12 protein-coding genes are annotated in these 12,276 nt (G+C 29.5%); 5 read left to right on the top strand and 7 right to left on the bottom strand.

What is annotated here, in order from left to right; translation table 11 throughout:
- Positions 1–22: 22 nt before the first annotated feature.
- The 3 genes from ettA to holA form a co-directional block, all read right to left on the bottom strand.
- Positions 23–1,714, bottom strand: coding sequence for an energy-dependent translational throttle protein EttA (ettA, locus tag AABJ49_RS01895; RefSeq protein ID WP_338375612.1), 1,692 nt, complete (start codon positions 1,712–1,714; stop codon positions 23–25).
- 80 nt (positions 1,715–1,794) lie between these two features.
- Positions 1,795–1,977, bottom strand: a complete 183-nt coding sequence (locus AABJ49_RS01890) for a CAL67264 family membrane protein (RefSeq protein WP_338375610.1) — start codon at positions 1,975–1,977, stop codon at positions 1,795–1,797.
- A gap of 129 nt (positions 1,978–2,106) precedes the next feature.
- Positions 2,107–3,111 carry a DNA polymerase III subunit delta gene (holA, locus tag AABJ49_RS01885; protein ID WP_338375608.1) on the bottom strand — a complete coding sequence of 335 codons (1,005 nt, stop codon included), beginning with the start codon at positions 3,109–3,111 and terminating at the stop codon, positions 2,107–2,109.
- Between the two features lie 54 nt (positions 3,112–3,165).
- On the opposite strand from holA, the gene AABJ49_RS01880 reads away from it, so the two are divergent.
- The 3 genes from AABJ49_RS01880 (at position 3,166) to AABJ49_RS01870 (ending at position 5,512) form a co-directional block, all read left to right on the top strand.
- The gene (locus tag AABJ49_RS01880) at positions 3,166–3,618 is read left to right on the top strand and encodes a type I restriction enzyme HsdR N-terminal domain-containing protein (protein ID WP_338375607.1); all 453 of its coding nucleotides are present in this window, start codon (positions 3,166–3,168) and stop codon (positions 3,616–3,618) included.
- A complete protein-coding gene (locus tag AABJ49_RS01875; protein ID WP_338375605.1) occupies positions 3,611–4,606 on the top strand; it encodes a glycosyltransferase family 2 protein in 996 nt (331 codons plus the stop codon). The genes AABJ49_RS01880 and AABJ49_RS01875 overlap by 8 nt, the downstream gene beginning before the upstream one ends.
- A 69-nt stretch (positions 4,607–4,675) precedes the next feature.
- Positions 4,676–5,512, top strand: a complete 837-nt coding sequence (locus AABJ49_RS01870) for an OmpA family protein (protein WP_338375602.1) — start codon at positions 4,676–4,678, stop codon at positions 5,510–5,512.
- 148 nt (positions 5,513–5,660) lie between these two features.
- Here AABJ49_RS01870 and AABJ49_RS01865 read toward each other — a convergent pair whose 3' ends face one another.
- The gene (locus AABJ49_RS01865; protein WP_338375601.1) at positions 5,661–6,695 is read right to left on the bottom strand and encodes a carboxypeptidase-like regulatory domain-containing protein; all 1,035 of its coding nucleotides are present in this window, start codon (positions 6,693–6,695) and stop codon (positions 5,661–5,663) included.
- A complete protein-coding gene (locus AABJ49_RS01860) occupies positions 6,696–7,316 on the bottom strand; it encodes an L-threonylcarbamoyladenylate synthase (RefSeq protein WP_338375598.1) in 621 nt (206 codons plus the stop codon).
- A gap of 188 nt (positions 7,317–7,504) precedes the next feature.
- Between AABJ49_RS01860 and AABJ49_RS01855 the strand changes: the two genes are divergently transcribed.
- Complete coding sequence (locus AABJ49_RS01855) at positions 7,505–8,359, top strand: alpha/beta hydrolase (protein WP_338375597.1); 855 nt, start codon at positions 7,505–7,507, stop codon at positions 8,357–8,359.
- Here the strand turns inward: AABJ49_RS01855 and AABJ49_RS01850 are convergent.
- Positions 8,356–10,686: a UvrD-helicase domain-containing protein gene (locus tag AABJ49_RS01850; protein WP_338375677.1), complete on the bottom strand. Its 2,331-nt coding sequence runs from the start codon at positions 10,684–10,686 to the stop codon at positions 8,356–8,358. The two genes, AABJ49_RS01855 and AABJ49_RS01850, sit on opposite strands and share 4 nt — an antisense overlap.
- Positions 10,687–10,832: 146 nt before the next feature.
- On the opposite strand from AABJ49_RS01850, the gene AABJ49_RS01845 reads away from it, so the two are divergent.
- The gene (locus AABJ49_RS01845) at positions 10,833–11,354 is read left to right on the top strand and encodes a hypothetical protein (protein ID WP_338375595.1); all 522 of its coding nucleotides are present in this window, start codon (positions 10,833–10,835) and stop codon (positions 11,352–11,354) included.
- On the opposite strand, the gene AABJ49_RS01840 is transcribed toward AABJ49_RS01845, so the two are convergent.
- On the bottom strand, positions 11,355–12,263 hold the full coding sequence (locus tag AABJ49_RS01840; protein WP_338375593.1) for a patatin-like phospholipase family protein: 909 nt from the start codon (positions 12,261–12,263) through the stop codon (positions 11,355–11,357).
- Positions 12,264–12,276: the final 13 nt, after the last annotated feature.

Below are 12,276 nucleotides of genomic sequence, written 5' to 3'. Positions count from 1 at the left end.
TTTTTAATAAAATAAGCTAAGATTATCTAATTAATTTTTTGTATTTGATACGAGTTGGCGTAACTTCTTTACCTAATCGTTTGCGTTTGTTTTCTTCATATTCAGAAAAACTCCCTTCAAAATAATATACTTCTGAATCTCCTTCAAAAGCTAAAATATGGGTACAAACTCTATCTAAAAACCATCTATCATGCGAAATAATTACAGCACAACCTGCAAAGTTTTCTAAACCTTCTTCTAATGCTCTAAGTGTATTGATGTCCAAATCATTGGTTGGCTCATCCAAAAGTAAAACGTTTCCTTCTTCTTTAAGAGTCATTGCCAAATGCAATCTGTTACGTTCTCCACCAGAAAGTGTTGATACTTTCTTATTTTGTTCACTTCCACCAAAGTTAAAACGAGAAAGATATGCTCTTGAATTTACTTGTCTTCCACCCATCATAATCAATTCTTGACCATCGCAGAAGTTTTCCCAAATTGATTTTTCGGGGTCAATATTTGAATGTGATTGATCAACATATGCAATTTTTACAGTATCACCTATTTCAAAAGCACCAGCATCAGGTTCTTGTTCTTTCATTATCATTCTGAAAATAGTTGATTTACCAGCTCCATTTGGACCAATAATTCCAACAATTCCAGCTTGAGGAAGTGTAAAATTTAAGTTATCGTATAATAGTTTATCTCCAAAAGCTTTAGCAACGTTTTTAGCTTCAATAACATTTGTTCCTAGTCTAGGACCATTTGGAATATAAATTTCTAATTTTTCGTCTAGTGCTTTTTGGTCTTCGTTTAAAAGTTTATCGTAGTTTTGTAAACGTGCTTTTTGTTTAGTTTGTCTTCCTTTGGCTCCTTGACGAACCCAATCCAACTCACGTTCTAATGTTTTTCTACGTTTTGAAGCAGACTTTTCTTCTTGCTCCATACGTTTTGTTTTTTGATCTAACCAAGAAGAATAATTTCCTTTCCATGGAATGCCTTCTCCTCTATCCAATTCTAAAATCCATCCTGCTACGTTATCTAAGAAATATCTATCGTGAGTTACAGCAATTACTGTACCTGCATATTGTTGTAAATGTTGTTCTAGCCAAAGAACAGATTCTGCATCTAGGTGGTTGGTTGGCTCATCTAGCAACAAAACATCTGGTTGTTGTAATAATAAACGGCATAAAGCTACACGTCTTCTTTCCCCACCAGAAAGCACACTAATTGGTGTATCTCCTTCTGGAGTTCTAAGTGCATCCATGGCAACTTCTAATTTGTTATCAATTTCCCAAGCTCCAGCTGCATCAATTTTATCTTGTAGGTCAGCTTGTCTGTCCATTAGTTTTTGCATTTTATCTGCATCTTCATAAACTTCTGGTAATCCAAACTGGTCATTAATAGTATTGAATTCGTCTAATAAAGCATAAATTTCTGCTGCTCCTTCTCTAACGATTTCAATAACTGTTTTTGTTTCGTCAAGTTGCGGTTCTTGTTCTAAATAACCAACTCTATAACCTGGTGCGAAAACAAGATCTCCTTGGAAATTTTTATCTAAACCAGCAATAATCTTTAGTAATGAAGATTTACCTGAACCATTTAATCCTAAAATTCCGATTTTAGCCCCATAAAAGAAACTTAAATAAATATCTTTTAAAACTTGTTTATTTGTGCTAGAGTAAATCTTATTTACTTTAGACATTGAAAATATTACTTTCTTATCGTCTGACATTTTTATTTTGTTGAATTGTTAAAAATTTATTTATTGAATTGTATGTTTTCCGTTGGTTAAAGCCAAAAAACAATGAGTTATTAAACTCTTCCTTTAAGTGCATTGAAAACCCATGCGATTGCAAAAAAACCTATTCCTACGGCTGCAAATCCCCAACCTGCTACATCATCATATCTATAAATTCCTAAGCCAATAATTATAATTCCCATTAAAATCATTATAAAGGTAGCCCAAGCTAATACCGTGTTTTTATTCATTCCCATTTTATATTTTATATTTTATATTTTAATCTAAAATAACAAAGATACCATTTTCAAGTTCAATTGCAAGTTGAAAAATTAATTGAAATTTCGTGATTGATATTGGTTGTAAACGTTAATTTCTTAAACCTACTATTTAAAAATATGAATCAACATTTCTTTTAACAAATCAGCTTGTGGTAAAGCATTGGCACCAACACCTTTGCTTTTTACATCTATATCTCTCAAAGTTGCCACTATTGCACTAACTTTTTTCATTGGATAATTTCGATATGCTACATCATAATCCTTCAAAAAATAAGGATTCACTTTTAAAACACTTGCTAAATTTTTTGGATTTTTATCCTTAGTCCCATGATATTGTAATAGTTGAGAAAAAAAGCTAAACACTAAACTCGTTGTAACCACAATTGGATTGTCTTTTGGATTTTGTGCAAAATAATCAATAATTTTATACGCTTTTAATTGATTTTTTTCTCCAATAGCTTTTCGTAATTCAAAATTATTATAATCTTTACTAATTCCTATATTGTCTTCAATATCTTTTGCAGAAATAGTATGGCCTTTTGGTAATACAATTTTTAATTTATCTAATTCATTACTGATTTTAGATAAATCTGTTCCTAAAAACTCTACTAACATTAAAGTTGCTTTTGGTTCAATAGCATAACCTTGTCCTTTTAAAACTTTAGTAATCCAAGTTCCTACTTGATTTTCATACAGCTTTTTACTTTCATAAACAATTCCAGCTTTAGCTAATAACTTGGTTACTTTTTTACGCTTATCTAAGGTTTTGTATTTGTAGGCAAAAACTAATACTGTTGTTAATTGTGGATTTTCTAAATAGCTCTCCAATTTATCAATATGTCGAGATAATTCTTGTGCTTCTTTTATAATCAGCACTTGTCTGTCAGCCATCATGGGAAAACGTTTTGCATTTGAAACTATATCTTCAATAGTTGCATCTCTTCCATATATAATTGTTTGATTGAAGTCACGTTCGTGTTCTTGCAATACATTTTCTTCAATAAATTCAGTGAGTTTATCAATATAATAAGGTTCTTCTCCCATAAAAAAGTAAATGGGTTTGATGTTTCCTGATTTTATATCTTTTGTAATTTGAATGACTTCGTCCAAAATCTGTTTAATTGTTTATTTGTTTATTTGTTGAATTGATTATAGATTTGTCAAATGCAACCTCTAAATTTTCCAACATATTCTTTCCGATTCAAAAATAGTGAAAATAAAGTGTCTATTTTTGATGAAATCAGAAAAAAATTTATTCTTTTGACTCCTGAAGAGTGGGTACGTCAACATGTTGTTCGTTTTTTGATTGAAGAAAGAAAATATCCAAAATCTTATATAAATGTTGAAAAAATCGTAAAAGTTAACGGCATGAATAAACGTTATGATGTTGTCGTTTTCAATAAAGATGGTTCTATTTTTCTTTTAATCGAATGTAAAGCTCCTGAAATTTCAATAAGCCAAACTACATTTGACCAAATTGCTAGATATAATTTGATTTTAAAGGCCAACTATTTAATGGTAACTAATGGTCGAAATCATTACTTTTGCGAAATGGATTTTGAAAAAGAACAATATAGTTTTTTAAGAGAATTACCTTATTTTACTTTGCATGAATAAAATAGCAGTTGTCATATTAAATTGGAATGGTTCAACCTTGTTACAACAATTTTTGCCTTCAGTTATGCAATATTCTGAAAATGCAACTATTTATGTAGCTGATAATGCTTCAACGGACGATTCTATTGAAGTCTTAAAAAATGAATTTCCTTCGGTAAAAATTATTCAGAATAAGGAGAATTTTGGTTTTGCTCAAGGATATAATGAGGCACTTCAATTTGTGAATGAACCTTTTTATGCTTTGGTAAATTCTGATATTGAAGTCACAGAAAATTGGTTAAATCCTATCATTGAATTATTTGATAGTGAACCTAAAACAGCTATAATTCAGCCAAAAATATTAGATTACAAAAAGAAAACTCATTTTGAATATGCTGGTGCAGCTGGTGGATTTATTGATAAATATGCTTATCCATTTTGTCGAGGTCGAATATTTGAAACTGTTGAAGAAGATAAAGGCCAATATAATGATGAGACGACAATTTTTTGGGCAACAGGTGCTTGCTTATTTATTAAAAAAGAAGTTTTTCATGAATTAAATGGTTTTGATTCTGATTTTTTTGCACATCAAGAAGAGATTGATTTGTGTTGGAGAGCTTTTAATTTAGGATATCAAGCAAAATTTACTTCAAAATCTGTAGTTTATCATGTTGGTGGTGCTACTTTGGATGTTGCCAACCCTCATAAAACCTACTTGAATTTTAGAAATTCACTTTTTATGTTAATTAAAAATTTACCTTCTTCTAAATTATTCCAAATTCTATTTATTCGAATGCTCTTGGATGGAATTGCTGCTTGTAAGTTTTTACTGCAAGGAAAATTCAAACATTTTTTAGCAGTTGGAAGAGCTCACTTGCATTTTTACTTAAAGTTTGGTGTATGTTTTAACAAAAGAAAATCTACTTTTAAACCTAACTATTTCAAAATAAAATCAATAGTTTTTTCTTATTTTATAGGAAAACGCAAGATTTTTTTGGAATTATTTTAACAATATTTTATCTTATAATCTTATAAAGATTATCAAATTCTATATACTTTTGTTAAAAAATTAAACATTATGAAGAAAGTAATTTTATCCCTATTAGTAATTGGTTTCACAATGACTTCTTGTGGAACAAAGAAAAAAATAGCCGCATTAGAAGCTAAAAACAAAGAAACTCAAGATTTATTAAATTCAGCAACAATTAAGCTTAACAATTGTTTGACTGAGAAAAAAGCTTTTGCTGATCAGATTGATTATTTAAAGAAAAATAATTCGGATTTGATTAATAGTTCAAAAGAATTAACTGTTTTGACTTCAAAAGGAGCTACAAATCTTGAAAAATCTTTGGAAAGTTTAAAAGAAAAAGACTTGAAAATTAATCGTTTACAAGATGCTTTAACTAAAAAAGATAGTGTTACATTAGCTTTAGTAACTAGTTTAAAAAGAGAGGTTGGTATTAACGATCCTGATATTAAAATTAATGTAGAAAAAGGAGTTGTATTCATTTCAATTGCTGATAATCTATTGTTTAAATCAGGAAGTTATGAAGTAAGCTCAGGTGCTAAAGATGTTTTAGCAAAAGTAGCAAAAGTAATCAACAGCAAACCAGACTTTGAATGTATGGTTGAAGGTCATACAGACAACGTTCCTTTTAAATCAAGTGTATTATTAGACAACTGGGATTTATCTGTAAAACGTTCTACATCTATTGTTAGAGTGTTACAAAACGATTTGGGTGTTGATCCAAAACAATTAATTCCAGCTGGAAGAAGTTACTATGTTCCATTAACGGATAATGATACACCGGCAAATAGACAAAAAAATAGAAGAACAAAAATTATCATTTTACCAAAAATCGATCAGTTTTATGATATGATTGAAAAAGAAATGAAAAATTTGAGTAAAGAATAATTCTAAAATACGATTTACAAAGTTATAAGTACGAAATGTATAAAAAATCCAAAAGTTTAATGCTTTTGGATTTTTTTTGTTTTAAATATATTAGAAACATATAAATTGTTGTAAATAAGAATTTAAAGTAATTTTAAAATTATTCTTTCTAATTAATACCATAATTAGAAGGCAACAAATCTCCAATTCTTTTATCGGTTAATACTCCTGAAAAAAGCATTATTTCATAATCTGAAAATAAACCAAAATGATCTATATAAAAAGTTGAAGCTGAAAAAGTTATTTTTGATTGTTCATTATATTTATAGACAATATTTAATGTTTTTTTAAAATTCAGATCAGTTCTATTTTTTGGAGTTGAAAGCATCGTAAGTTTTGTCATTCCTAAAGTATCTTGTATAGTAAAATGTTCTTCTGGAATTGATATATAACCGTCTTCAAATATTTGAAAACCTTTTTCACTAAAATTATTGTTTTTTAATTCTCTCATAAAATGAGTTATTGAACCTTCAAAAGCTCTATCACGCCTTTTTACTACTGTTGCAGTAGTATCTGTTTCAACAAACCTTGAATCTCCTGAGTAAACAGATGAATAAATTAAATTGGAATCTAATGTAAGTGCTTCAGTATAATTTACTTCAAACCTACTCAAATCATAATATACCTTATATCCTAAATAAGGATTATCAATCACTAAAGGTACATCAGAATAAGCTTCTAATTTTTTTGATTTCGCATCATAATAAAAATAAATTTCATTTTCATTTTCTATGATGCATTTTTTTCCAGAAATTGTTTCGCCTAGAAATTGTTCTTTGAAAACTCGCATCATTCTTTTTCTCGAAAAAATGGACTCATTAAGAACAACTTCATTTAATTCTTCTGTTTTAGGTTTTAAGTAGATTTTATATTTTAAACCTAATTTAGGTTTTTGAATTATTATTTTTTCATAACCAATATAAGAAATAATCAACGATGCATTTATTTCAGATGATACTATAATTTCAAAAAAACCTCTTTGATTGGTCATAGAGCCTAATGAAGTTCCTTCAATGTAAGCAGTTGCTCCTAATAAAGGTTCATTATTTTCATCATAAATTTCTCCAAAAATATTCTGTGCTAAAACATTATTACTTAATACACAAATAAAAGAAATAATAACTAAATTCTTAATATACTTCATCTATAATATATCTAAACTTCCTTTTCCTTCACGAATCACTTCTGGCTCATAACCTGATAAATCTATAATTGTTGAAGCTATATTATCACCATAACCACCATCAATGACTAATTCTACTTTGTTTTGCCATTTTTCAAAAATCAATTCAGGATCAGTAGAATATTCAATTACCTCATCATCGTCATGAATGGAAGTTGAAACAATAGGATTTCCTAATAATTTAACAATTTCCAAAGCGATATTGTTGGCAGGAACACGAATACCAACTGTTTTTTTCTTTCTAAATTCTTTTGGCAAATCATTATTTCCTGGCAAAATAAATGTGTATGGTCCTGGTAAAGCTCTTTTGAGTATTTTAAAAGTAGCTGTGTCAATTTGTTTGACATAATCCGAAATATGGCTCAAATCATTACAAATGAATGAAAAATTTGCCTTTTCTAACTTGACATCTTTTATTTTTGCAATTCGTTCTAAAGCACGAGAATTTGTGATATCACAACCTAATCCATAAACAGTATCTGTTGGATAGATTATTAAACCTCCATTTCTCAAAACCGCGACAACTTTTTTGATAGAAGCTTCACTAGGTTTATCTTCGTAAATTCGTATGAATTCTGCCATTATAATGTTTTTTTGGTACTGATTTTGATACTATTAAAGAAAAATTATCGTTTTTATTTTAGTAACTTTAGTTCAAAGATAGAAATTCACTATGAAATCGCTATAAATAAGAAGTTTTTTTTCTTAAAAAAACACCAATAAAAATAAGCGATAACATGTGACCTAAAAATTAAAATAAATAACTGCACATGAAAACAAACAATTTATTTATTGGTTTACTGTTATTTTTACTTATTCCCATTTATTCTTGTTCAAATGAAGAAAATGATGATCCCGTTGAATTAACAATTGCTAAAACCATGTTGGATGTCAGTTATGGAACAGATGCTCAACAAGTCTTTGATTTACATCTTCCAGCAAACAGAAGTTCGAACTATACAAAAACGCTAATTCTAGTTCATGGTGGTGCTTGGATTGAAGGTGACAAAGCTGATATGAATTATGCTGTTGATATCATCAAACAATTTTTACCTGATTATGCTATTGCCAATGTAAATTATAGATTAGCTTCTGCAGGAAATTATGCTTTCCCAATGCAAATTGATGATATTGATGCCATTGTTCAAAAATTAAAGAATGAAAACTATGGGATTTCAGATGATTTTGGGTTTGTTGGAACAAGTGCTGGTGGACATTTATCGATGTTGTATAGTTATGGTTACAATGCCAATAATGATATAAAAATGGTTTGTAGTATTGTTGGACCTACGAACTTTACAGATCCAAATTACACCAATAATCAAGCTTGGTTGGATTTATATTATAATTTAACTGGTGTAAATTATGCTGATAATCCGACTTATTATGAACAGTTAAGTCCATTGTTTAGAGCAACAACTTCTTCTGTACCTACTATTTTGTTTTATGGAAATGCTGATCCATTAATTCCAACTTCACAAGGAGTTGATTTGCATGCAAAGTTAGGCCAATTAGGAGTTTATAATGAATTTAACCTTTACAATGGTGGTCATGGTGATTGGTCGCAAACAGATACTTTGGATGCTTACACCAAACTAATAGCTTTTATTCAAAATAAATTTTAGCTTAAAATCTGCAATTTAGCAAAACGAAGTAATAGTTTTTTGATTCCACCCACATCAAAACGGATTTCAGCTTTTTTGTCGCCTCCTACTCCTTCAATGTTAAGGATTTCACCTTTTCCAAAACGTTCGTGCATTACAATATTTCCAACTGATAACTTACTATCAAATAAATTAACGTTTGAAGGAGAATTACTTGAAACAGGTTTTAGCTTGCGAATGTTTACGCTAGGCTTTTCGTCATAGCTCAAATGCTTTGGTGGAGTTCCAGCAGTTGGTTTTGACAAACGCAATTTAGATTTATCAATATCTCCAAAAATATCAATATCCATCATAGGTTTGTACCTATAATTTGAAGTGTCAGAAGGATTTAAATATTCTAAAAAAACATCATCAATTTCTTCAATAAAACGAGAAGGTTCACTATCTACTAATTTTCCCCAACGATACCTTGATTGAGCATAAGTCAAATAAGCCTGATGTTCAGCACGAGTCAAAGCCACGTAAAACAAACGTCTTTCTTCTTCTAAATCACTTCGAGTACTTAAACTCATAGCACTTGGAAATAAATCTTCTTCTAATCCAACAATAAAAACATAAGGAAATTCTAATCCTTTTGCTAAGTGAATAGTCATTAAGGCTACTCTATCATCATCACCTGTATCTTTATCTAAATCGGTTGCTAAGGCAACATCTTCTAAAAATTCAGACAATGCTCCTCTTGCTCCATCAATTTCTTTTTGACCTTCAATAAAATCTTTAATACCGTTTAGAAGTTCTTCTATGTTTTCGATACGAGCAATTCCTTCTGGTGTAGCATCTTTTTTAAGTTCTTGAACTAAACCTGTTTTTTTAGTAACATGATCAGCTAAATAAAAAGCATCTTGATTTTCATTAATGACTTGAAAACTCTTAATCATCGTTACAAAATCTTGCAACTTATTTTTTGTTCCAGCGTTTAGTTTTAAATCAATCTTGTCAATATTTTCCATGACTTCAAAAATGGAACGTTTAAAATGGTTAGCTGCAACTGTTAGTTTTTCTATGGTTGTATTTCCAATTCCTCTTGCTGGATAGTTTATAACACGAATTAAAGCTTCTTCATCTTTTGGATTAATGACTAATCGCAAATAACATAAAACATCTTTAATCTCTTTTCTTTGATAAAAAGATAAACCTCCATAAATTCGATAAGGAATATCGCGCTTACGCAAAGCATCTTCCATAGCACGTGATTGTGCATTGGTTCTGTATAAAATAGCAAATTGACCATTATCTAATTGCTTATTCATTTTCTGTTCAAAAATGGTTGCAGCCACAAAACGACCTTCTTCACCATCAGTGATACTTCTGTGGACTTTTATTTTTTCTCCATCATCGTTAGCTGTCCAAACAATCTTATCTAATTTTGTTTTATTCTTGTCAATGATATTATTTGCCGCTTCCACTATATTTTTTGATGAACGATAATTTTGTTCCAAACGGTACATTTGTACGTTATCGTAATCTTTCTGGAAATTCAGAATATTGTTGATGTTGGCTCCACGAAATGCATAAATACTCTGCGCATCATCACCCACAACACAAATGTTTTGAAATCTATCAGATAAAGCTCTAACAATTAAATATTGTGAGTGATTGGTATCTTGGTACTCATCTACTAGAATATATCTAAATCTATCTTGATATTTGGCTAAAACTTCTGGAAAACGATTTAATAATTCATTAGTCTTTAATAATAAATCATCAAAATCCATAGCACCACTTTTAAAACATCTATCTACATAATTTTGATAAATATCACCTAAACGTGGTTTTTTGCTCATCGCATCAGCTTCTTGTAATTCTGGATTATTAAAATAAGCTTTTACTGTGATTAATGAGTTTTTATAAGATGAAATTCTACTTAAAACTTGTTTGGGTTTATAAACATCTCTGTCCAATTGCATTTCTTTGATAATGGCTGAAATTAATCGAACACTATCTTGTGTATCGTAAATCGTAAAATTAGAAGGATAACCTAATTTATCGGCTTCTGAACGTAAAATTCGAGCAAAAACAGAGTGAAATGTTCCCATCCAAAGGTTTTTTGCTTCATTAGTTCCAACAATATCTGCAATACGTTTTTTCATTTCACGTGCTGCTTTATTGGTAAACGTTAAAGCTAAAATGTCAAACGAATCAACACCTTGACTCATTAAATTAGCTATACGAACCGTAAGAACACGTGTCTTTCCCGAACCTGCACCAGCAATAACAATCATTGGTCCATCTTTCTGAATTACAGGAGCTCTTTGTGCTTCGTTTAATTTATTAATGTGGTCTTGAATCATAAGAATTTAAGTAATGTACAAAAATAGGTTTTTACAAATTCAAGTGCAATAGCAATTTTAAAAAGATGCATTTGGAATTTGGGATTTTAAAATTGGAATTTTATCTTTTTAATGTTTTCTTTGTACTCCAAAATTTAAAACTAATGGATACTTCAAAAATAATAGAAATTATTTCATATACTTTACCTTCTTTAATAACTGGTGGCGTTGCTTATTTCTTTTTTACCTCTTATTTTAAAGACCAACAAAACACTAGACGTTGGTTATTATTAAAAGAAAATCAAAAAGAATCTTTACCATTACGCTTACAAGCTTATGAGCGAATGGTTTTATTTTTAGAAAGAATTCATCCAGCACAACTGTTATTAAGAATTGCTCCTCCAACGGAAGACAAAAATGATTATGCTACCTTATTAATTCATGCTATTCAAACAGAATTTGAACATAACTTATCGCAACAAATTTACATTACTAATGAATGTTGGGATGTGATTAACAAATCAAAAACTACAACGGTTCAATTGATTCGCAAAACTTCAATCAATCCTGAAATTGCTACTGCTAGTCAATTAAGAGAAGCTGTTTTAAGAGAATTAACTGAAATGGAAGCTCCAACGAGTGTTGCAATTAGTTTTATTAAAGAAGAATTGAAAAGTATTCTTTAATTATTCTTCCACAGGAATTTCTTGTGTATCAACATCTTTAGATTTGGCATAATCATATCCAATTTGCCACCATTCTTTCATTTTTTCTTTATTAAAAATCAGAGAGTTTGTTGTTAAAACTGAAGGTGTATAATAAAAATTAATTGTTGCTCCTTTGAATTTGGCTTCGTATTTCCCTATTTTGATGTTTTGATATTCTATTCTATCCATCATAAATGCAAATAGATTTGTCAAAGCTGTAAAAGCACTTCTTGCTGGTAAACGATTATACAATGGAGTTTCAGTTTGAAGAATGATAGCATCAACGTGAGTTGCTCCATTTTTTATAGCTTCTTCAATTGGAATCATACTTGCAAATCCACCATCTGCATATTCGCAACCGTCTTTTTTCACTAAAGACATAAAAGGAATATAATTGCATGAAATCCAAATCCAATCGCAAAAATCTTCGTAAGTGCATTCGTTAATGGATTTATATTCAACCGTATTTAAGGATAGATTGGAAACAGTGACCACAATATTTTTATTGCTGTTTTTTAGAAAAATAAATTCTTCTTCTGTAAAAACTTTCTTTAATAACTTCTTTAAGTTTTTACTTTCACCAAACGTTTTTGAACCTTTCCAGAAATTTTTCAAAACGTTAAAGTGACTGATTTCAATTACATCTTCACCAAACTTCTTTTTAATAATAAAGGGACAATTACTAAAAATACTTTTCTGATTTACCGAAGTATAAACTTCTTTAATTTTTTCAACTTTTCGCAACGCTAAATGAGAAACCAACAAACTTCCGGTTGAAGTTCCATAATACATATCATATTCTTTATTTAAATCTTCTATTAAATATTGTGCTACACCACCAGCAAAAGCTCCTTTACTTCCACCACCTGAAATTACCAATGCATTCATTCCTGTTTATTTT

This window comes from uncultured Flavobacterium sp. (genome assembly GCF_963922255.1).
Classification (GTDB): Bacteria; Bacteroidota; Bacteroidia; order Flavobacteriales; family Flavobacteriaceae; genus Flavobacterium.
The sequence above is the reverse complement of the archived record's forward strand: the minus strand, read 5'-3'. Positions and strand labels throughout refer to the sequence as shown.

What these genes read in the sequence shown, in the direction of transcription:
- ettA (WP_338375612.1), bottom strand. Translation starts at nt 1,714, where the DNA reads ATGTCAGACGATAAGAAAGTAATATTTTCAATGTCTAAAGTAAATAAG.
- AABJ49_RS01890 (WP_338375610.1), bottom strand. Translation starts at nt 1,977, where the DNA reads ATGGGAATGAATAAAAACACGGTATTAGCTTGGGCTACCTTTATAATG.
- AABJ49_RS01880 (WP_338375607.1), top strand. Translation starts at nt 3,166, where the DNA reads ATGCAACCTCTAAATTTTCCAACATATTCTTTCCGATTCAAAAATAGT.
- AABJ49_RS01875 (WP_338375605.1), top strand. Translation starts at nt 3,611, where the DNA reads ATGAATAAAATAGCAGTTGTCATATTAAATTGGAATGGTTCAACCTTG.
- AABJ49_RS01870 (WP_338375602.1), top strand. Translation starts at nt 4,676, where the DNA reads ATGAAGAAAGTAATTTTATCCCTATTAGTAATTGGTTTCACAATGACT.
- AABJ49_RS01865 (WP_338375601.1), bottom strand. Translation starts at nt 6,695, where the DNA reads ATGAAGTATATTAAGAATTTAGTTATTATTTCTTTTATTTGTGTATTA.
- AABJ49_RS01860 (WP_338375598.1), bottom strand. Translation starts at nt 7,316, where the DNA reads ATGGCAGAATTCATACGAATTTACGAAGATAAACCTAGTGAAGCTTCT.
- AABJ49_RS01855 (WP_338375597.1), top strand. Translation starts at nt 7,505, where the DNA reads ATGAAAACAAACAATTTATTTATTGGTTTACTGTTATTTTTACTTATT.
- AABJ49_RS01845 (WP_338375595.1), top strand. Translation starts at nt 10,833, where the DNA reads ATGGATACTTCAAAAATAATAGAAATTATTTCATATACTTTACCTTCT.
- AABJ49_RS01840 (WP_338375593.1), bottom strand. Translation starts at nt 12,263, where the DNA reads ATGAATGCATTGGTAATTTCAGGTGGTGGAAGTAAAGGAGCTTTTGCT.